The sequence below is a fragment of the Rhizobium sophoriradicis genome, assembly GCF_003939025.1.
Taxonomy (GTDB): Bacteria; Pseudomonadota; Alphaproteobacteria; order Rhizobiales; family Rhizobiaceae; genus Rhizobium; species Rhizobium sophoriradicis.
This window is the reverse complement of the sequence record NZ_RQIH01000007.1, coordinates 71,446-88,700: the sequence shown is the minus strand read 5'-3', so window position 1 is coordinate 88,700 and position 17,255 is coordinate 71,446. Positions and strand designations below refer to the sequence as shown.

Here is a 17,255-nt window from a genome sequence, read left to right as displayed (position 1 = left end):
ATGGACGATGCCATGATGGAACCGGAGATCGTGGGGCTTGGCGCCGAGCATATGCGGGCGGCGGCAAGAATCCGGCGCGCCGCCCTGTGGCAGCGCCTGCCCTGGCTGCTCGATATCCACACGCCTGACGAAGAAGAGCAGTATTGGTGCATGCATCTCCTGCCGAATTGCACCATCCTCGGCGCCGCCATGGGAACTGACCTTGTCGGCGTCGTCGCCTATGGCGATGACTGGATTGAGCAGCTTTACGTTCTCCCGGATTTCCAGGCGAAGGGTATCGGTTCCCTGCTCCTCGGCTGCGCCAAGGAAGAGATGGACGAGATCAGGCTCTGGACGTTCCAGCGCAACAGGGGCGCCCGCGCTTTCTACGAGCGGCACGGTTTTTCCGTCGAGGAAGAGACAGATGGCAGCGACAATGAGGAAAAGGAGCCTGACGTGCTTTATCATTGGCGCCGGTTTTCCGAACTGACGCCTGCTTGAACCCGTCTGACTAGGACACGCGCCAGGCCCCCGAATCCATCTTGCCAAATGCTTTGCATGGGCCAAACATGAAAAATCACGCAGGTATTCCTGCGCGTAGGTGACAGAGGAAATGCCAATGCCGAAATCAACCGGCCTCGGTGTAGCCGAGCAACAGCCGCCGCCTTTGGGCGATGCGTCCGTTTGGAACGCCATCCGCGCCGAGGCAGCCGAGCTTGCGGCGCGAGAGCCGATATTGCAGCGGCTGCTTGCCGCAGAGGTGACGGATGCCATCGGCAATAATGAGATCCTTGCCCGGGTAATCGCCGCCCGGCTTTCCGTGACGCAGGTGGAAACCGGCAATCTGTTGGATCTTATACTGTCGACCCTGAGCGACGACATCATGCGGAAGGTCGAGGCAGACCTCGCAGCCGTGCGCCAGCGCGATCCCGCTTGCACGACATTTCTGCACGCGCTCCTCAACCTCAAGGGCTTTCATGCGCTGCAGACGCACCGCGTCGCCCACGCGCTCTGGAACGCCGGCCGGCCGGAGATCGCCACCTGGCTCGCCAATCTCGCCTCGCTGGTCTTCGGCCCCGATATTCATCCGGCCGCACGAATCGGCGCTTCCATCATGCTCGACCACGGCTCGGGAATCGTCATCGGCGAAACGGCCGTGATCGAGGACGAAGTATCGATCCTGCAGGGCGTCACGCTCGGCGGCACCGGCAAGGAAACCGGTGACCGCCACCCGAAGATCCGCCATGGCGTCATGATCGGCGCCGGCGCCAAGATCCTCGGCAATATCGAAATCGGCGCCTTCAGCAAGATCGCCGCCGGCAGCGTCGTGCTGAAGCCGGTTCCCGAACATTGTACGGTCGCCGGCGTGCCGGCCACCGTCGTGCGCATCCACCGCGCCGACGAAATCCCGGCCGAGACCATGGATCAAAATATCTAGATCTTTCCGAAATGTGCTTCGGTCGTTATGCGGCCTGCTGATTGTCCAAGATGCACGGGCGCTTTAATCAGGCGGCCCGCACCGCGCCGATGATGTCAGCCAACAGACCGTGCAGCAGATCCCGGTAGCCGTTTCGGGCGGACGGACCGCTCTCTTCCGAAGTCATGACGACCGTCAGATCGAGCGACGGCACGATATAGAGCATCTGCCCGCCGTAACCCCAGGCGAAATGCACCTGCTCGCCGCCGATCTGCCGCGTGAACCAGCCATAGCCATATTCGTCGCCCGAAAAGCGTGAGTTGGTGCGATGCTGCCACGATCGGGAGATCCAGTCGGCCGGGATGACCTGGCGGCCTTCGGCGGTCTTGCCGCCGTTGCGATAGAGTTCGCCGAAGGCAAGCAGGGAGCGGGCGCTCATCGCCATCTGGTTGCCGCCGAGATAGATGCCCTGCGGATCGCGCTCCCATGCGCCGATGCGGAAACCGTCGACCGGACCCAGCCATTCCTGCGCCAGGGCCAGCGTCGACCGCCCGCTGACCTTGGTGAGAATGGCCGACAGCAGATGCGTGGATGCGGTGGAATAGAGCATTTCTCCACTGGGCTGATCGACGAAAGGCTGCGAAAGGGCAAAACGCACCCAGTTGCGCGAGGAGACCCAGCGGCCGTAATTCGGCCCCGACATGCGATCGAGCCCAGTCTGCATGGAGAGAAGATTGCCGATGGTGATGTCGTTGAGGCGCGGATCGGGTGTTTCAGGCAGATCGGCCTTCAGGATCGGTGCGATCTTCTGATCCGGCCCCTTCAGCAGGCCTTTGTCGATAGCGATGCCGACCAGCGCCGAAATGATCGACTTCGAAGCGGATTTGATATTGGTCGATTCTGCCGGTGAATGACCGTGGAAACCGCGTTCGGCAAGCACCCGCCCACCGCGCGCGACGATCACCACCTTGAGCGGCCGCATCGCCAGGTCATCAGCCGCCTGATCGAGACGCGGGTCAAGCCCGGTGCTGGCGCGGGCTACGCTCTGGGCAGTGGCCGGCGCCGTTGTGGCAAGCGGCAGAGAGAAAAGAAGCAGAAAGGAGAGAACACGGAGCATGCGGCGCAAGATAGGATATCTCAGCGATATCTTCGCGGGCCGGCGGCACTTTTCACGCGATTGTGTTGCCGCGTGCGCCGGTGATCATGCGCCGCGTCGGCCGCCAAAAAGGACAATCCGCGCCGCAACCACGGCAGGCCCGCCTGCCTCCATGATCAAACGGCGCGGATATTGCCGGCCGGGGTAAGGACGTTCCACCCCGGCCAGCCGATCGGCACAGCCTCAGGCGGCGCGGCGAACCGGCGCGCCGGTCAGCATGCGCCCCGAGGGGACGATCATGCCGGCCGCGCCGTCAAGCCAGCCTTCCGTGAGCTCGAGCGCCAGAAAGCGCGAGCGTTCGAACGGACCCGGCATGACAAGATGGCGAGCCTTTTCGGCGAAGAAGCCGAAACGCTCGTAATAGGCGGCGTCGCCGACGAGCAGGATAGCGCCATGCCCACGGTTCTTCGCCTCCAGGATCGCCGCGCGCATCAGCGCCGCGCCAATGCCCTTGCCGCCGTGACGGCCATCGACGGCGAGCGGACCGAGCAGCAGCGCGTTGATCGGCGTGCCTGCATCGTTGACGCCGGCCTCGACGTTCCAGAGCCGCACCGTGCCGATGACATGACCGTCGCGGTCACGCGCGACCAGCGCCAGGCCCTCGGCCGGAACACGGTTGCGGCGAATCTTCTCCGACGACTTCTTGCGGCGGTCCGGTCCCATGACGCGGTCGAGCAAGTTTTCACGGGCAACGACATCCGAGGGATTTTCGGCGTCGATGGCGAAGGTGGTGGGCGCAAAGAATGCGCGGACAGAATCAAGAACAGCGGCCATCTTGGCCTCCCGTACCCAATACCGTTATCAGCGGCGATAAATGAAAATTGTGAAGTTGCCGCCCCGGCTGGTTACGGGGCCGGCGGAAACAACCTTAGATGACGTAGGCCTTCAGCGGCTCGAAGCCGTTGAAAGCGACCGCCGAATAGGTCGTCGTGTAGGCGCCGGTGCCTTCGATCAGGACCTCGTCGCCGATCGAAAGGGAGATCGGCAGCGGATAGAGCTTCTTCTCGTAGAGCACGTCGGCCGAATCGCAGGTCGGGCCGGCGATGACGCAGGGTTCCATCTCGTCGCCGTCGTGCTCCGTGCGGATCGGATAGCGGATGGCTTCATCCATCGTCTCGGCGAGACCGCCGAACTTGCCGATGTCGAGGAAGACCCAGCGGGCATCGTCATTGTCCGACTTCTTCGAAATCAGCACGACTTCCGCCTTGATGACACCGGCATTGCCGACCATGCCGCGGCCCGGCTCGATGATCGTCTGCGGGATCTGGTTGCCGAAATGCGTGCGCAGCGCCTGGTAGATCGACTTGCCGTAAGCCTCTGCCGACGGAACGTCGCGCAGATACTTCGTCGGGAAGCCGCCGCCCATGTTGACCATCTGCAGGTGAATGCCCTGCTTGGCAAGCGATACGAAAACGCGCTTCGCATCGGCGAGTGCCGAATCCCAGGCATCGACCTTGGTCATCTGCGAACCGACATGGAACGAGACGCCGTAGGACTGCAGGCCGAGCTGGTGGGCGTAGACGAGAACGTCGACGGCCATCTGCGGAACGCAGCCGAACTTGCGCGACAGCGGCCATTCGGCGCCTTCGCCATCGGTCAGCACCCGGCAGAAGACACGGGCGCCGGGAGCGGCGCGCGAGATCTTCTCGACTTCCTCGTGGCTGTCGACGGCAAAGAGGCTGACGCCGAGCGCATGAGCGCGAGCGACATCACGCTCCTTCTTGATCGTGTTGCCGAAGGAGATGCGGGCAGCGGTCGCACCGGCGTCGAGCGCCATTTCGATTTCGGCAACGGATGCGCAATCGAAATTGGAGCCGAGACCTGCGAGCAGCTTCAGCACCTCAGGGGCCGGGTTGGCCTTGACGGCGTAGTAGATCGCGCTGTCCGGCATGGCGTGACGGAAGGCCTGGAAATTGTCGCGAACGACATCGAGGTCAACCACGAGGCAGGGACCGTCGGGACGTCGGGTTGCGAGAAAGTCGCGGATGCGCTGGGTGGTCATATCGATTCCCTCTTCCAGTTCCAGAGCTCCGGCATGAACCGGAGGACAAAGGGCATACGAGAACTCGCATTGGAACCAGCCGGTGGAGACCCCGGAACCATAGCAAGCGCTCGATGCGCGGATAGTGAACCAACGCCGCGATGCGGTGTAAGTTCGGCTTTGTCTGCCATGGATTGGAGGGAGAATCCCAACCGCACTTCCGGCAATGATGGTGTGCCTCTTCAGTAACCCCCGCTGATGGAAAGCAGGGAGAGAACAAAAAGGCCCGCACCGTCGTTGCTTCAGGCGTCCTCGCATTTTCCGGTTGGCCGGAATAGCGACTGGAGGGGTTAATTCCAGGTACCTTACCGATTTCCTCACCAATTCGAGGGTTCGGCGGACACCCATGGGCACGTGCGACTTTGGGCTGAGGTGGAAATAAGAATATTCGCCTTCACAATCAAGCGTTTTTTTGATCTTGGGGTCAAAAAAATAATTGAACAGCTCGGGCCAATTTGTTCAACGTTTCGAAAGGGGGAAGGCCATGGACACTCTGACCCGCATACGCGCCTTCATCGATGTCGTCGAGGCCGAAGGCTTTTCCGCCGCCGCGCGCCGGACCGGCCGCTCGAAGGCACTGCTCTCCAAATACGTGCGCGAACTGGAGGATGAGCTCGGCGCGCTGCTGCTCAACCGTACCACCCGGCAGTTCTCGATGACCGAGGCCGGCCATACCTACTACCGCACCGCCTCCGATATCCTCAAGGAGATCGACAACCTCGCCGATCTCGTGCGCGAAAACAATGCGCAGCTCAAAGGACGGCTGCGCATCTCGGTGCCGCGCACCTACGTCGACGCCGATGTCGGCCAGTCGCTGATCGATTTCGCCAGGGAGAACCCCGAGGTTTCGCTGGAGATCGCCGCCGACGACCGCTTCGTCGATCTGATCGAGGAAGGTTTCGACGTGGCGATCCGCATCACCAAGCTCGAGGATTCCGGCATGATCGCCCGCAAGATCTCCGATTTCCGGATCCATCTCTGCGCCACCCCGGAGTTTCTCACCCGCTATCCGAACATCGAGCATCCGAGCGATATTTCCAACGTCCCTTTCATCGTCGACACCAACGCGCGCAGTCAGGCGAGCATCCGCTTCTACAATCCCGACAACACCTCGTTCGCGGTCGCCGTTTCCGGGCCGATAGAGGTCAACAGCCCGCATGCGACATTGCGCGCGGCCCTTGCCGGCATCGGTATTGCCTTCATTCCGGATTTCATCGCCCGCAAGCCGATCGAGAGCGGCGAACTGGTGACGCTGTTCAACGACTACATCCCGACCGACCGCGGCATCTATGCCGTCTATCCGCACCGGCGCTACCTGCCGGCCAAGGTGAGGATCTTCGTCGACTACCTGCACAACTGGTTCAAGAAGCATCCGTGAGGCTGCACCAAATGATCCGCGCGGCCGGACGATCGGGTGATCCCGGGCAAGTTCAGCCGGCAGGCCGTCCCAATTCCGTCCCAATTTCTGGCAAGAACTCGGGTCGAGCGAATAAGGCAGCGGGACGCATGAAAAAATCCATACCATTGATGACCGCGCTTCTTTCGCTGGCGCCAGCCGCCGCCTTTGCGCATCCGCACATCTTCGTGGAGGCGCGGCTCGAAGTCGTTGCCGGCGCTGACGGCAGCGTCGAGGAACTGCGCAATGTCTGGCGCTTTGACGAGGTCTTCTCCTCCTCGGTCGTCATGGATTTCGACAAGAACACCGATCTGAAGCTCGAGCCGAACGAACTCGCGCAGGTCGGCAAAACGGTGAAGCAATCGCTTGCCGATTACGATTACTACATGAACCTGACGGTCAACGGGAAAAACGTCACCGTCCAGCAGCCCGACATCATCCATGTCGACTACAAGGATGGCCAGCTGCTGATGTTCTTCGCGGTGAAGCCGGCGGAGAAGATGCCGCTCAAGGGCAGGCTGAGCTTCGGCGTCTACGACCCGACGCTCTATACGTCGATCGACTTTCCGACCGACGCCGAACTTTCAATCGTCGGCGACGGCTTCAAGGCGTGCAAACACCAGGTGGTCAGGCCCGATGCCGACCAGGTGATCTCGGAAAACAAGCAGTCGTTGACCGATGCCTTTTTTAACGATCCCACCGGCACCAACATGTCCAAACTCTTCGCCACCCGGCTGGAGGTTACATGCTGACGAAACGCCCGTCCTTCATCCTTTCCGCAGCCCTTCTTGCGCTCGTGATGGCGGCAAGCCTCGCCCATGCGCAATCGCCCCTCGGCATCGGCACGGCCGAACCGAGTTTTCAACCGACTGGCGGACCGTTCGCACCGCTTTTGCTCTATGTGAACTATGAGCAGCAGGCCTTTTACCGGGCGCTGACGGATGCCTTGAAGGGCATGCGCGAGGATCCGTGGCAGCTGACATCGCTGATCGGTCTTTCCTTCGCCTACGGCGTCTTCCATGCCGCCGGCCCCGGCCACGGCAAGGCGGTCATCTCCTCATACATGATCGCCAACGAGGTCGAGCTGAAGCGCGGCGTGGTGATTTCCTTCATTTCGGCGTTCATCCAGGGCGTCGTCGCCGTCGCCCTGGTCGGCGGCGCCTGGCTGGTGCTGCGCGGCACAGGCATCACGCTGACGGCTGCGACCCATGCGATGGAAATCGCCAGCTTCGTCATGGTCATCTTCTTCGGCGGCTGGCTGCTGTTTCGCAAACTGCGCTCCATGGCGGGCAATTTGCCGCGCCGCCGGCTGATGGCGACATCCGCCGGCCCGGTCAGCATGATGCTCAATTGGAAGGACAACGCGTCCGAACGCCAAGCCTATGCCTTCAACGGCAAGGCGCAGGCCGTCGGCGCCGGCCATACCTTCGTTCCCGGCATGGTCTGCGAGACCTGCGGCAATGCCCATCTGCCGGATCCGGCCCTGCTCGCCGGCGACAAGTTCAGCGCCCGCGAGGCCTGGTCGGCGATCGTTGCCGTCGGCCTTCGCCCCTGCTCCGGCGCGCTCCTGGTCATGACCTTCTCGCTGCTGAACGGGCTTTATCTCGGCGGCATGCTGTCGGTCGCCGCCATGTCGCTCGGCACCGCGATCACCGTTTCCGTGCTTGCCACCCTCGCCGTCACCGCCAAGGGTGCTGCCGTCCGCCTCTCCGGACGCGGCTCGACCGCCTCGATCTGGATCGGCCACGCCATCGAAATCCTCGGCGCGCTTCTCGTCATCCTGATGGGCGTCTTGCTGCTCGGCGCCTCCCTGCAGGGCTGACCTTATTTTTCTCGGCCGCGCTGGTAACGCGCCCTGAGCCAGAAGACCGCGAAAAACGCCATGATCAGGCAGACGCCGACGGCAATTCCCAGCACCGGCGAGAAATTGCCGATCCATAAGACGATGGTCGGCAGAAAATAAATGACGAGGCCGGCGCCGAGCAGAATGATGGCGGCGGCGATCGCCTGCGAGCGGCTCTCCTGATTCACGCGAGCCTTTCCTTTTCCAGATCGGCGCGGATATCATGCAATCGCCGGATCTGGTTGCCGGCGGCGTCGAAATTATGCGGCGAAAGCCAAGCCTCGAAGGCAGCGTTGATCAGCGGCCATTCGGCATCGATCATCGAGAACCAAGCGGTGTCGCGGTTGCGATGTTTGGAAATCATGTGCTGGCGGAACACGCCTTCGAAGCTGAAGCCGTACCGCACCGCCGTCGTCTTGCTCGCCTCGTTGTTATTGTCGCATTTCCATTCGTAGCGACGGTAGCCGAGATCCTCGAAGACGTGTTTGGCCATCAGGTAATGCGCCTCGGTGGACAGCGGCGACCGCTTCATGTCGGCGCCATGCGCCACCCCGCCGATCTCGACGACGCCGTTTGCCGGGTCGGCGCGCATATAGTTCGCCATGCCGACAATCTTGCCGGTGGCGTTGTCGCGGAAAATATGGGTGAGCCAGCCGGACTTGGTGTTCACGGCTTCCAGCCAGTTGGCGAAATCCTCGATACCGGAGAAATCGTCCTGCGCGAAATAGAGCAGCAGCGGGTTGATGCCCATGCCACCGAGACCTTCCCACAGCGCTTCGAGATGCTCCGCACGCTGATAGGGCTCGACGGTGACGAAACGGCCCTTCAGCATCACCGGCTTCGGCGCCGGGCAGCCTTTGAAATTTGCAAGATCGCGCATGTTCACTCCCTTATGTAGGAGTGGGATAGGCCAGCCGCCCCATAAAGGCAACCGGCCGAGGTGTCACTGTGACAAGGTCGTCTTGGCGGAAGACACCGTCGCCTCGATATGGTCGACCAGCTGGTCGGCGAGGCCGAGCCTCCCGGCGAGCAGATCGAGGTAGCCGCGTTCAGCGCGCGAATCCGGTTCGATGGTGAGCCGCGAGGCGGTGTAGAGTTCGACCCGCTGTTCTTCCGTCACTGCCGCTGCGACGAGCGCATCGATATCCGTCGGCGAAGCGAGTTCATGCTCGATGAAGGCCGCAGCCTCGCCGCTGACATCTGCGGCCTTGACCTTGTCCATGATGAGGGCGCGTTCGGCATCGTCGATATGGCCGTCGGCCTTGGCGGCGGCGATCATCGCACGGATCAGCACCAGCACGAATTCGTTGCTGCCGGCAGGCGACGCCGGCCCGAAACCGGATTCGACAGGCGGCGGCAGAAGAACCGGATTGTTTGCCGAGGGTGCATCCGAGGGGGCTGCAGGCGCCTGCCCCGCCTGGTAATTCTTGTAGGCCTGGTAGCCAAGGCCGGCAATGGCCGCAAGACCGCCGATCGCCAGGGCATTGCCGGCAATACTGCGGCCGGTCTTGGTGCCGAGAAGTGCGGCGGCGATCGCACCGGTCTTCATCGGGTTGTTCTTTGCCGTCTGCACGGCATCGCCCGCCCTATCGCGGACCGATCCGCCGAGACCCGGCACCTGCGAACCCAAGAATTGGTCGAGAAGCTTCTTCGCGTCGAACATTCCTCGTCATCTCCCTGTTGAGGCTGGAGGAGAACATAGGTTTGCGACGGCTGAAATACAAATATGGGGCTCGCCAAGAAGCGCACCCCTAAGAAAATCCAATGTCAGGCCTTCAGCGCTGCCGCCTCGGCCGCAAGCTTGGTAATGCCTGCCCAATCGCCGGCGGCGACTAGTTCCTTCGGCGCCACCCAGGAACCGCCGACGCAGATGACGTTCGACAGCGACAGGTAATCATTGGCGTTTTTCAGCGAAATACCGCCGGTCGGGCAGAACAGCGTGCCGGCAAGCGGTGAGGAAAGCGCCTTGAGAAAGGCGGCGCCGCCGGCCTGCTCGGCCGGGAAGAACTTCAGCACCTGGTAGCCTTCTTCGCGCAGCGCCATGACTTCGCTGGCGGTGGCAGCGCCCGGAAGCAGCGGCACGTCGGAATCGGCGGCGGCATTGAGCAGCTCCTGCGTCGTGCCCGGGCTGACGATGAACTTCGAACCGGCCTCGACGGCCGCTTCCCAATGGGCAGCATTGAGGATCGTACCGGCGCCGACTTCGGCGCCTTCGACCTCGGCGGCGACGGCGCGCACGGCTTCAAGGGCGGCCGGCGTGCGCATGGTGATCTCGATCGCCTTCAGGCCACCTGCGACGAGCGCGCGGGCCAGCGGCACCGCCGACTTGGCATCGTCGACGATCAGGACCGGTACGACCGGCTGGAGTTTCAGGATGGAAAGGAGCTTCTCTGTTTTCTCGCCCATGGCCGTGCGACTTCCTTGAAACGATTGAATTCGACCCCGAATAACGCCCTTGCGGAACCTTGTCGAGATAAAACCAATTCATATGACAAGGTGGGTATGAAATACCGGGAAAGTGGGATACCGTGCCGCACTCGTCACAAAAGGTTCACCGATATGGCGAAAGAGATCGAGCGGAAGTTTCTGGTACGCAGCGATGGATGGCGGTCCGCCGTTGAAACGAAGTCCGTTCTCAGGCAGGGTTACATCGCCTCGATGGACGACCGTTCCGTTCGGGTGCGCACCCTTGACGGCAGGAACGCGAAGCTGACGATCAAGATCGGCCGCAGCGCCATCACCCGTGACGAATTCGAATATGACATTCCGATCGCCGATGCCGAGGAGCTGTTGCAGAACGCGGTCGGCATCGTCATCGAGAAAACGCGCTACCGCGTTCCGCATCAGGGCTTCGTCTGGGAGGTCGACGTTTTTGCCGGCGAGCATCGCGGACTTGTCATCGCTGAGGTGGAAATGGCGGCGGAAACCGACAACCCGGCCCTGCCCAGCTGGCTTGGCCGCGAAGTGACCGGCGATTTCCGCTATTCCAACCAAGCCCTTGCCACGGAATATGGGCACGACAGGCATGGCCTATCGCATACGGCCTGACGCCGATTTCACCGAGGCGTTCCGGAGCGTCGCGACCGAGCAGCTGGAAAGCGCCATCACGGTTCTTGAGGAGCGACCCGGACGGCGCGCATGAGGCGATCCATTCCTCCCGCAAGAACCTGAAGCGATTGCGCTCGCTCTGCCGGCTCGTAGCGCGCGAGGCGCCGGAATTCCAAGAGCATGAAAATACAGGGCTGCGCGATGTCGCACGCTCGCTGTCGGCAATCCGCGACGCAGCCGCTCTTATCGGCACGGCGCAATATCTGCAGCAGTCGGCCCGTGAGCCGGATGAGAACGAAGCGCTCGGCCGGATTGTCACTATTCTCGAAGGGCGGCGTGATTGGATGGCGGCGGCCGAAAGCGGCCTGGAGCAACGGCTCGCGGAAACCTCTGACGTTCTGAAGAAGCGATTGCCACCCTCGCTACAGTCTCATTTGATGGCGATCACCGCAAGAATGCCCGCAAGCTGGCAAACAGCTGGCGCCGCACCGCGCGCAAGGCCAAGGCTGCGCTCGCCGCCTGCCATGGCCAGGCAGCGGCCGACGATTTCCACGATCTCCGCAAACGCACCTACGATTATCGACTCTATCACGCTCTTTTGCGCGACATCTGGCCGGGCGCGATAAGCGCGATGTGGCCAAAGAACTGGTCGAGGATCTCGGTTATATTAACCTGGCCGTGCTCTGCGAACTGGTGGAAGCCGAGCCGCAGCTCTTCACCCGCAATGATGATCTGGCGCATCTGCTCGACGCCATCATCTTCCGCCAGCAGGAGGACCGGCGGCAGGCGCTTGTCAAAGCAGAAGCCGTTTTCGCCGACGATCCCGACGAGGAAGCACAGCGCATCGAGCTCCTCTGGCTGACGGTCGCAGGCTGAGCGGCGACGTCATTATTGCGATTGCGCCAGCGCCTCGTAAATGTCGAAAGAAAGCCCATTGACCTCAACCAGACTTGGGGTCCTACCCTCCGGCAACCGACCAAGCAGACCTGACTGCGAGGAAACAATGATTGCCGTAAATGCTGCTATGCCAAAGCTGCTCGGGCTCTACGAGACGCATCTGACCGTTGCCGACCTCAAGACCTCCACGGATTTCTACCGGGATGTCGTCGGACTCGAACCGGCGGCGTCATTCGAGGAGCGCAAAGTCGCTTTCCTCTGGGTGGACGACAGGAAGACTGGCATGCTCGGCCTTTGGGAAACCGGAACCGGACCCCTGAGGATGCGGCTGCATATTGCCTTCCGCATGACTGTCGAAGGTGTGCTGCAGGCGCCCGCCGCTCTCAAGGCAAAGGGTGTTGAACCTCTCGGCTTTACCGGCGAGCCGGCGACGGAGCCGGTGGTTCTCGGCTGGATGCCGGCCCTGTCGATCTATTTCAAGGATCCGGATGGACACTCGATCGAGTTCATCAGCATTCTCGACGACACTCCCGACCGAAGCTTCGGCGTGCGGCCGTTTTCGGAATGGACGGCGAAAGCATAATCGGTAACCGTCAAAGCCGCTACCGGCGAAGGCAATTGCGCAAGCCGCCGATTTTCTGTATTTCCCGGCCATGACCGACAGCCTGACACACACCGGCCCGTTCCTCGTAGCGGCGCTCTACCATTTCGTTTCCGTACCGCGCTTTGCCAGCCTGCAAGCGCCGCTGCAGGCGCTTTGCGAAGAGAACGGCGTCAAGGGAACGCTGCTTCTGGCGCATGAGGGCATCAACGGCACGATCGCGGGACCGGATGCCGGCATTGGCGCCGTGCTCGCCTTCCTGCGTGCCCAGCCGGAATTTGCGGGGCTGGAGCACAAGGAAAGCCGCGCGTCGAAAATGCCTTTCCTGCGTCTGAAGGTGAAGCTCAAGAAGGAAATCGTTACCATGGGCGTCGAAGACATCGACCCCAACAAGGTGGTCGGCACCTATGTGGCGCCTCAGGACTGGAACGCGCTGATTTCCGACCCCGATACGATCGTCATTGACACGCGCAACGATTATGAAACGGCGATCGGCACGTTTCGCGGCGCGCTCGACCCAAAGACGAAGACGTTCCGCGAATTTCCGGACTGGGTGCGTCAGAATTCCGGCCTGCACAACAAGCCGAAGATCGCCATGTACTGCACCGGCGGCATACGCTGCGAGAAGGCCACGGCCTTCATGAAGGCTGAGGGCTTCGACGAGGTCTATCATCTCAGGGGCGGCATCCTGAAATATCTGGAGGACGTGCCGCCGGAAGAAAGCCTCTGGGACGGCGCCTGCTTCGTCTTCGACGAACGCGTCTCCGTCGAGCATGGGCTGAAGGAGGGCGAACACAAGCTGTGCCACGCCTGCCGCAATCCGATCACTTCAGAGGAAATCACCTCGCCGCTCTATGAGGAAGGCGTTTCCTGCAGCCACTGCTATCACGCGCGCACCGAGGAAGACCGGCTGCGCTACCGTCAGCGGCAGCACCAGATCGCGCTGGCAAGAAAACGCGGCCAGCGGCATATCGGCAGCTGAGCCTGTTCCGTTGGACGGGTTTGCTGCCCGCGAATTCGCCGTCAGGCGGCCCCGAGACGGCGCCGGTTCGACGGCTCCGCAGCACGAAGCTCGTTGAGCATGTCGGTAATTCGCTCGGCCACCATGGGCTTTCCGAACAAGTAACCTTGCAGACAGTCGCAGCCGAACAGGCGCATGGCGACGGCCTGACCTTCGGTCTCGATGCCTTCAGCTGTCACCGGGATATCGAGCGAACGGGCGAGCGCCACCGTCGCCTGCAGCATTTCGCGCTGGCGCTTGTCCTCGTTGACCCCCATGACCAGCGAGCGGTCGATCTTGATGCGGTCGAAGCCGAACTGCCTCAGATAACCTATCGAGGAGAAGCCGGAACCGAAGTCGTCGAGCGCCACTTTCACTCCCAGCCCCTTCAGCCGTTCGATCGACTGGCGGGTGCGCTGCGGATTCTGGATCATGTAACCTTCGGTGATCTCCAGCGTGATGCGGCTGGCCTCGATCTCCGTCTGCTTCAACACGTAGCGCACATAGTCGGTGAAGGCGGGATTGCGGAACTGGCCGGGCGAGACGTTGACTGAGACATTGAGTTCCGGCCATTGCTTGGCCGTCTCGCAGGCTTTGCGCAGCACAAACAGGCCGAGCGATTCGATCAGCCCGCTGGTCTCGGCGATTGGAATGAATATTTCAGGCGAAACAGGGCCGTGGCCCGGGCGGTTCCAGCGCACCAGCGCTTCGACGCCGTTCAGCGCATGCGTGGTTGCATCGACCAGTGGCTGATAGGCGAGCGTCAGGTCGCCGCTTTCGATGGCGATCCTGAGATCGAGCTCCAGCGCATTGCGCTGCTCGCGGTCCGCATCCATCGACGGATCGTAGAGCGTCATGCGCGCGCGACCGGCCTCCTTCGCCTTGTACATGGCAAGATCGGAACGGCGCACCAGCTCTTCGCGGTCGATCGCGCCGGCAGGCGACATGGCGATGCCTATGCTGGCCCCGACGACGACGACGCGGCGACCGATCTCCAGCGGATCGACCAGAAAATCGAGGATCTGCTCGGAAAGCTGCAGCGCCGCGGCATTCTCGCCGTCGGAGAGAAAGGCGATCGCAAATTCATCGCCACCGATGCGGGCGAGAACCGCACCTTGTGGAATCAACACCTTGAGCCCGGCCGCGACCGCGCGGATCAACTGGTCGCCGGTGCCGTGTCCATAGCTGTCATTGACTTCCTTGAAACCGTCGAGGTCGAGATAGAGGAGCAGCACATTGCGCCTGCTCTGGCGGGCTTCGGCGACAAAGCGGTCCACAGCCAGCCCGAGACCCTCGCGATTGGACAGCCCGCTCAGCCTGTCGCGCAGCGCCTCCTCGCGGGCCCTGTTTTCCTCCGCCTTCAAGCGGCGGCCGGCGAGCCAGCCGATGGCCAGCAGCACCACGAAAAACAAGCCGACCAGACCGAGCGCCTCGAGGACCATCGGCCGCACCTGCGCATAGGCCACATTCCCCGGTGAGCGCGAGGTCCAGACCAGCTTGCCGAGCGTGGCCCCCATCGGATCGACGATGGGCACGAGATAATCGGCGTTGAAGGTCGGCGGCGCCAGCCGCAGGCCACCGATGACATAGGTCTGGCCGAGCGCGCTCACCCTGTCGTCATCGAGATGCCGGGCGAAAATAAGATAGCGATGTTGACCGGCCGGCACATCGAGTGCCCCGGATTTCTGCCGCACCAGCGCCACGCCGGCAGCTGCAATCCCGCGTTTGGTGCTGATGAAACCGACGGCCTGAGGCCTGTCGGCTGGGCCGGCCGCCTTCGCTGTATCGAGCAGCTTCCAGAGCGAAGGCCCGAAGAAATCTGCGAGCGGCTCCTCCATCGGCTTGCCGTCGCGATAGGCTATAATCGCATTCCTCGCATCATCGATGACGATCGCCATGTCGAAAAGCGAGCTGTTGACCGACATCTCGCCGTAGTTGCTGATCGTCCACCCCATCCCATCTGGCGCGTAGACGTTGGCGGCGGCGTCGTCCCAGGCGGCATAATCGTCGAGCGTCGCGCCGAGCTGATCCTCGAAGGTCCTCAACGCGCCGATCGTTGTTTCGCGCGAGCGCTCGTCATCAAGGACATTGGCATTTTGAGCGACGCGTTCGATTGCCGTCAACACCATAATGGTGGCGACCGCAACGATGACCGCAAAGGAAAACAGCACGCCGGTAACGGTGATGTGACGGCCTATTCCCGAGCCTTTGCGCTGCAATTTTCCGAGTATCTGCATTACCGCTCCCTGACCATCGGACTATGCCAGCCAAGGGTTCAGAAACGTTTAAGCACGCGGCTGTTGCAGATCTTGTCGGTTCATTTTTTGCCCCGCTGCCGGCGGGATTCGCGCTCAGACAAACGGCTGACCCGGCTTGTGGTTTCCTTTCGGAAATTGCTCCGCGAGGTCGCGATACCATTTGCCGCTCTTCTTCACCGTGCGCAGCTGCGTCTCATAATCGACATGGACGAGGCCGAAGCGCATGCGGTAGCCTTCCGCCCATTCGAAATTGTCCATCAGGCTCCAGGCGAAATAGCCGCGCATCGGATAGCCGTTCATGATGAGATCTGCGACGACGTCAAGATGGTCGCCAAGATAGTCGAGGCGCATCGTGTCATTGACCTCGCCATCGGCGAGACCGGCATTGTCGCAGGCACCGTTCTCGGTGATGTAGCATTCCGGCAGATCGTAGCGGCGATAGAGACCCTCGACGAGGAGCTTCAGGCCCGGCGCATAGATTTCCCAGCCGATGTCGGTCTTGACGTCGGTTGCCGGCGGCGCTTTCACGGTCCACGGAAAAACGCCCTTGCGGTCAGCATCGTCGGCGACGCGCTCGGGCGTGTAGTAATTCAGACCCCACCAGTCGAGCTTCTGGCTGATCAGCTTCATGTCGCCCTCCTCGATGACAGGCATCCGGTCGCCGAGCGCCTCGACGAATTCCTTCGGATATTCGCCTTTGAAGACGGGATCGAAGAAGGCGCCGTTGTGGAACTGATGCGCGCGTTCGGCGGCGGCAAGATCGGCCGGGCTGTCCGAGCCCGGGATGATCGAGGCGGCATTGAGCACCAGGCCGACGGGTACGTTCGAAGCTTCCGAGCGGATCGCCTCGACCCCGAGGCCGTGGGCGAGGTTCATGGTGTGCATCGCGTGAAGGGCAGCCTGCATGTTGCGCTCGCCGGGAGCATGGATGCCATAGAGATGGCTCAGCCAGACGATGCACCAGGGTTCGTTGAAGGTCGCGACGGCGTCGAGACGGTCGCCGAGGCGGCTCATCACCGTCTTGGCATAACGCTGAAAGGCGTAAGCCGTCGAGCGCGCCGTCCAGCCGCCATCACCGGCAAGCAGCAACGGCAGGTCCCAATGGTAGAGCGTCGCAAAGGTCTTGATCCCCCGCGCCTTGCAGCCGTCGACCAGTCGGTCGTAGAAATCGAGGCCCGCTTCGTTCACCGGGCCTGTGCCATCGGGGATGATGCGCGGCCAGGCGATGGAGAAGCGATAGGCTTCGACACCCATCTCCTTGATGAGATCAAGGTCCTGCTCCAGCCTGTTGTAATGGTCGCAGGCAATTTCGCCATTATCGCGGTTATGGACGCGGCCGGGCATGTTGCAGAAAGCGTCCCAGATAGACGGCTTGCGGCCGTCGGCCTTGCTCGCGCCTTCGATCTGGAAGGCGGCGGTGGCAACGCCGAAGGTAAAGTCACCGGGAAAGCGGCTTGCAAGCGTCTTGGCATCGATCATCTCTAATCCCCGTCTCTGAGCATATGGACTGGCCATTGGGCCGGATTTAGCCAAGCCGAAAAGCAAAGTACAGGTCTCGGCCAAGAAAAGCTGCAACGTTGCAGTAGGAAGAGCGGAACGGCCATGACCGGCATCATTTG

The 17,255-nt window shown here is 62.0% G+C and carries 19 protein-coding genes; 10 read left to right on the top strand and 9 right to left on the bottom strand.

Translation table 11 applies throughout. The features are described from left to right. Both EFR00_RS13230 and cysE read left to right on the top strand, forming a co-directional pair. On the top strand, positions 1-480 hold the full coding sequence (locus EFR00_RS13230; protein WP_077990729.1) for a GNAT family N-acetyltransferase: 480 nt from the start codon (positions 1-3) through the stop codon (positions 478-480). 118 nt (positions 481-598) lie between these two features. Continuing rightward, on the top strand, positions 599-1,417 hold the full coding sequence (gene cysE / locus EFR00_RS13225; protein ID WP_077990731.1) for a serine O-acetyltransferase: 819 nt from the start codon (positions 599-601) through the stop codon (positions 1,415-1,417). Positions 1,418-1,484: 67 nt separating this feature from the next. Here cysE and EFR00_RS13220 read toward each other — a convergent pair whose 3' ends face one another. The 3 genes from EFR00_RS13220 to odc2 form a co-directional block, all read right to left on the bottom strand. Next, on the bottom strand, positions 1,485-2,513 hold the full coding sequence (locus tag EFR00_RS13220) for a serine hydrolase domain-containing protein (RefSeq protein WP_077990733.1): 1,029 nt from the start codon (positions 2,511-2,513) through the stop codon (positions 1,485-1,487). 222 nt (positions 2,514-2,735) lie between these two features. Next, positions 2,736-3,326 carry a GNAT family N-acetyltransferase gene (locus EFR00_RS13215; protein WP_077990740.1) on the bottom strand — a complete coding sequence of 197 codons (591 nt, stop codon included), beginning with the start codon at positions 3,324-3,326 and terminating at the stop codon, positions 2,736-2,738. A 94-nt stretch (positions 3,327-3,420) separates the two neighbouring features. Further along, positions 3,421-4,554 (bottom strand): ornithine/lysine decarboxylase, encoded by a 1,134-nt coding sequence (gene odc2, locus EFR00_RS13210; protein ID WP_009994341.1) that lies wholly within the window; start codon positions 4,552-4,554, stop codon positions 3,421-3,423. Between the two features lie 523 nt (positions 4,555-5,077). Here odc2 and EFR00_RS13205 point away from each other — a divergent pair. From EFR00_RS13205 to EFR00_RS13195, 3 genes are all read left to right on the top strand, one after another. After that, the gene (locus EFR00_RS13205) at positions 5,078-5,971 is read left to right on the top strand and encodes a LysR family transcriptional regulator (RefSeq protein WP_077990742.1); all 894 of its coding nucleotides are present in this window, start codon (positions 5,078-5,080) and stop codon (positions 5,969-5,971) included. Positions 5,972-6,099: 128 nt separating this feature from the next. Then, a complete protein-coding gene (locus EFR00_RS13200) occupies positions 6,100-6,741 on the top strand; it encodes a DUF1007 family protein (protein WP_077990744.1) in 642 nt (213 codons plus the stop codon). Continuing rightward, entirely contained in the window at positions 6,735-7,811 is a 1,077-nt protein-coding gene (locus tag EFR00_RS13195; RefSeq protein ID WP_077990746.1) for a nickel/cobalt transporter, read from the top strand. Before EFR00_RS13200 ends, EFR00_RS13195 begins: the two co-directional genes overlap by 7 nt. 2 nt (positions 7,812-7,813) lie before the next feature. Here EFR00_RS13195 and EFR00_RS13190 read toward each other — a convergent pair whose 3' ends face one another. The 4 genes from EFR00_RS13190 to EFR00_RS13175 all read right to left on the bottom strand — a co-directional run bounded on the left by EFR00_RS13190 (position 7,814) and on the right by EFR00_RS13175 (position 10,238). After that, positions 7,814-8,020 (bottom strand): hypothetical protein, encoded by a 207-nt coding sequence (locus EFR00_RS13190; protein WP_010059443.1) that lies wholly within the window; start codon positions 8,018-8,020, stop codon positions 7,814-7,816. Beyond that, positions 8,017-8,712, bottom strand: coding sequence for a GNAT family N-acetyltransferase (locus EFR00_RS13185; protein WP_077990748.1), 696 nt, complete (start codon positions 8,710-8,712; stop codon positions 8,017-8,019). Before EFR00_RS13185 ends, EFR00_RS13190 begins: the two co-directional genes overlap by 4 nt. A gap of 63 nt (positions 8,713-8,775) precedes the next feature. Further along, positions 8,776-9,495: a tellurite resistance TerB family protein gene (locus tag EFR00_RS13180; protein ID WP_039622297.1), complete on the bottom strand. Its 720-nt coding sequence runs from the start codon at positions 9,493-9,495 to the stop codon at positions 8,776-8,778. A 104-nt stretch (positions 9,496-9,599) separates the two neighbouring features. After that, on the bottom strand, positions 9,600-10,238 hold the full coding sequence (locus EFR00_RS13175) for a 2-dehydro-3-deoxy-phosphogluconate aldolase (protein WP_077990749.1): 639 nt from the start codon (positions 10,236-10,238) through the stop codon (positions 9,600-9,602). Between the two features lie 153 nt (positions 10,239-10,391). Between EFR00_RS13175 and EFR00_RS13170 the strand changes: the two genes are divergently transcribed. From EFR00_RS13170 to trhO, 5 genes are all read left to right on the top strand, one after another. Further along, positions 10,392-10,880: a CYTH domain-containing protein gene (locus tag EFR00_RS13170; protein ID WP_009993598.1), complete on the top strand. Its 489-nt coding sequence runs from the start codon at positions 10,392-10,394 to the stop codon at positions 10,878-10,880. Between the two features lie 65 nt (positions 10,881-10,945). Continuing rightward, complete coding sequence (locus EFR00_RS34205) at positions 10,946-11,506, top strand: CHAD domain-containing protein (protein ID WP_406550266.1); 561 nt, start codon at positions 10,946-10,948, stop codon at positions 11,504-11,506. A gap of 7 nt (positions 11,507-11,513) precedes the next feature. Beyond that, positions 11,514-11,756, top strand: a complete 243-nt coding sequence (locus tag EFR00_RS34200; protein ID WP_406550265.1) for a hypothetical protein — start codon at positions 11,514-11,516, stop codon at positions 11,754-11,756. 127 nt (positions 11,757-11,883) lie between these two features. Next, the gene (locus tag EFR00_RS13160) at positions 11,884-12,360 is read left to right on the top strand and encodes a VOC family protein (RefSeq protein ID WP_077990750.1); all 477 of its coding nucleotides are present in this window, start codon (positions 11,884-11,886) and stop codon (positions 12,358-12,360) included. A gap of 70 nt (positions 12,361-12,430) precedes the next feature. Further along, positions 12,431-13,360, top strand: coding sequence for an oxygen-dependent tRNA uridine(34) hydroxylase TrhO (trhO, locus tag EFR00_RS13155; RefSeq protein WP_077990752.1), 930 nt, complete (start codon positions 12,431-12,433; stop codon positions 13,358-13,360). 41 nt (positions 13,361-13,401) lie between these two features. On the opposite strand, the gene EFR00_RS13150 is transcribed toward trhO, so the two are convergent. Then, on the bottom strand, positions 13,402-15,615 hold the full coding sequence (locus tag EFR00_RS13150) for a putative bifunctional diguanylate cyclase/phosphodiesterase (protein ID WP_077990754.1): 2,214 nt from the start codon (positions 15,613-15,615) through the stop codon (positions 13,402-13,404). Positions 15,616-15,729: 114 nt separating this feature from the next. Continuing rightward, the gene (locus EFR00_RS13145; protein ID WP_077990756.1) at positions 15,730-17,115 is read right to left on the bottom strand and encodes a GH1 family beta-glucosidase; all 1,386 of its coding nucleotides are present in this window, start codon (positions 17,113-17,115) and stop codon (positions 15,730-15,732) included. Positions 17,116-17,255 lie beyond the last annotated feature (140 nt).

Coding starts and splice junctions, on each gene's coding strand:
- trhO (WP_077990752.1), top strand. CDS start 12,431: ATGACCGACAGCCTGACACACACCGGCCCGTTCCTCGTAGCGGCGCTC.
- EFR00_RS13230 (WP_077990729.1), top strand. CDS start 1: ATGGACGATGCCATGATGGAACCGGAGATCGTGGGGCTTGGCGCCGAG.
- EFR00_RS13220 (WP_077990733.1), bottom strand. CDS start 2,513: ATGCTCCGTGTTCTCTCCTTTCTGCTTCTTTTCTCTCTGCCGCTTGCC.
- EFR00_RS13145 (WP_077990756.1), bottom strand. CDS start 17,115: ATGATCGATGCCAAGACGCTTGCAAGCCGCTTTCCCGGTGACTTTACC.
- EFR00_RS13160 (WP_077990750.1), top strand. CDS start 11,884: ATGATTGCCGTAAATGCTGCTATGCCAAAGCTGCTCGGGCTCTACGAG.
- EFR00_RS13215 (WP_077990740.1), bottom strand. CDS start 3,326: ATGGCCGCTGTTCTTGATTCTGTCCGCGCATTCTTTGCGCCCACCACC.
- odc2 (WP_009994341.1), bottom strand. CDS start 4,554: ATGACCACCCAGCGCATCCGCGACTTTCTCGCAACCCGACGTCCCGAC.
- EFR00_RS13195 (WP_077990746.1), top strand. CDS start 6,735: ATGCTGACGAAACGCCCGTCCTTCATCCTTTCCGCAGCCCTTCTTGCG.
- cysE (WP_077990731.1), top strand. CDS start 599: ATGCCGAAATCAACCGGCCTCGGTGTAGCCGAGCAACAGCCGCCGCCT.
- EFR00_RS13175 (WP_077990749.1), bottom strand. CDS start 10,238: ATGGGCGAGAAAACAGAGAAGCTCCTTTCCATCCTGAAACTCCAGCCG.
- EFR00_RS13170 (WP_009993598.1), top strand. CDS start 10,392: ATGGCGAAAGAGATCGAGCGGAAGTTTCTGGTACGCAGCGATGGATGG.
- EFR00_RS13185 (WP_077990748.1), bottom strand. CDS start 8,712: ATGCGCGATCTTGCAAATTTCAAAGGCTGCCCGGCGCCGAAGCCGGTG.
- EFR00_RS13205 (WP_077990742.1), top strand. CDS start 5,078: ATGGACACTCTGACCCGCATACGCGCCTTCATCGATGTCGTCGAGGCC.
- EFR00_RS13200 (WP_077990744.1), top strand. CDS start 6,100: ATGAAAAAATCCATACCATTGATGACCGCGCTTCTTTCGCTGGCGCCA.
- EFR00_RS13150 (WP_077990754.1), bottom strand. CDS start 15,615: ATGCAGATACTCGGAAAATTGCAGCGCAAAGGCTCGGGAATAGGCCGT.
- EFR00_RS13180 (WP_039622297.1), bottom strand. CDS start 9,495: ATGTTCGACGCGAAGAAGCTTCTCGACCAATTCTTGGGTTCGCAGGTG.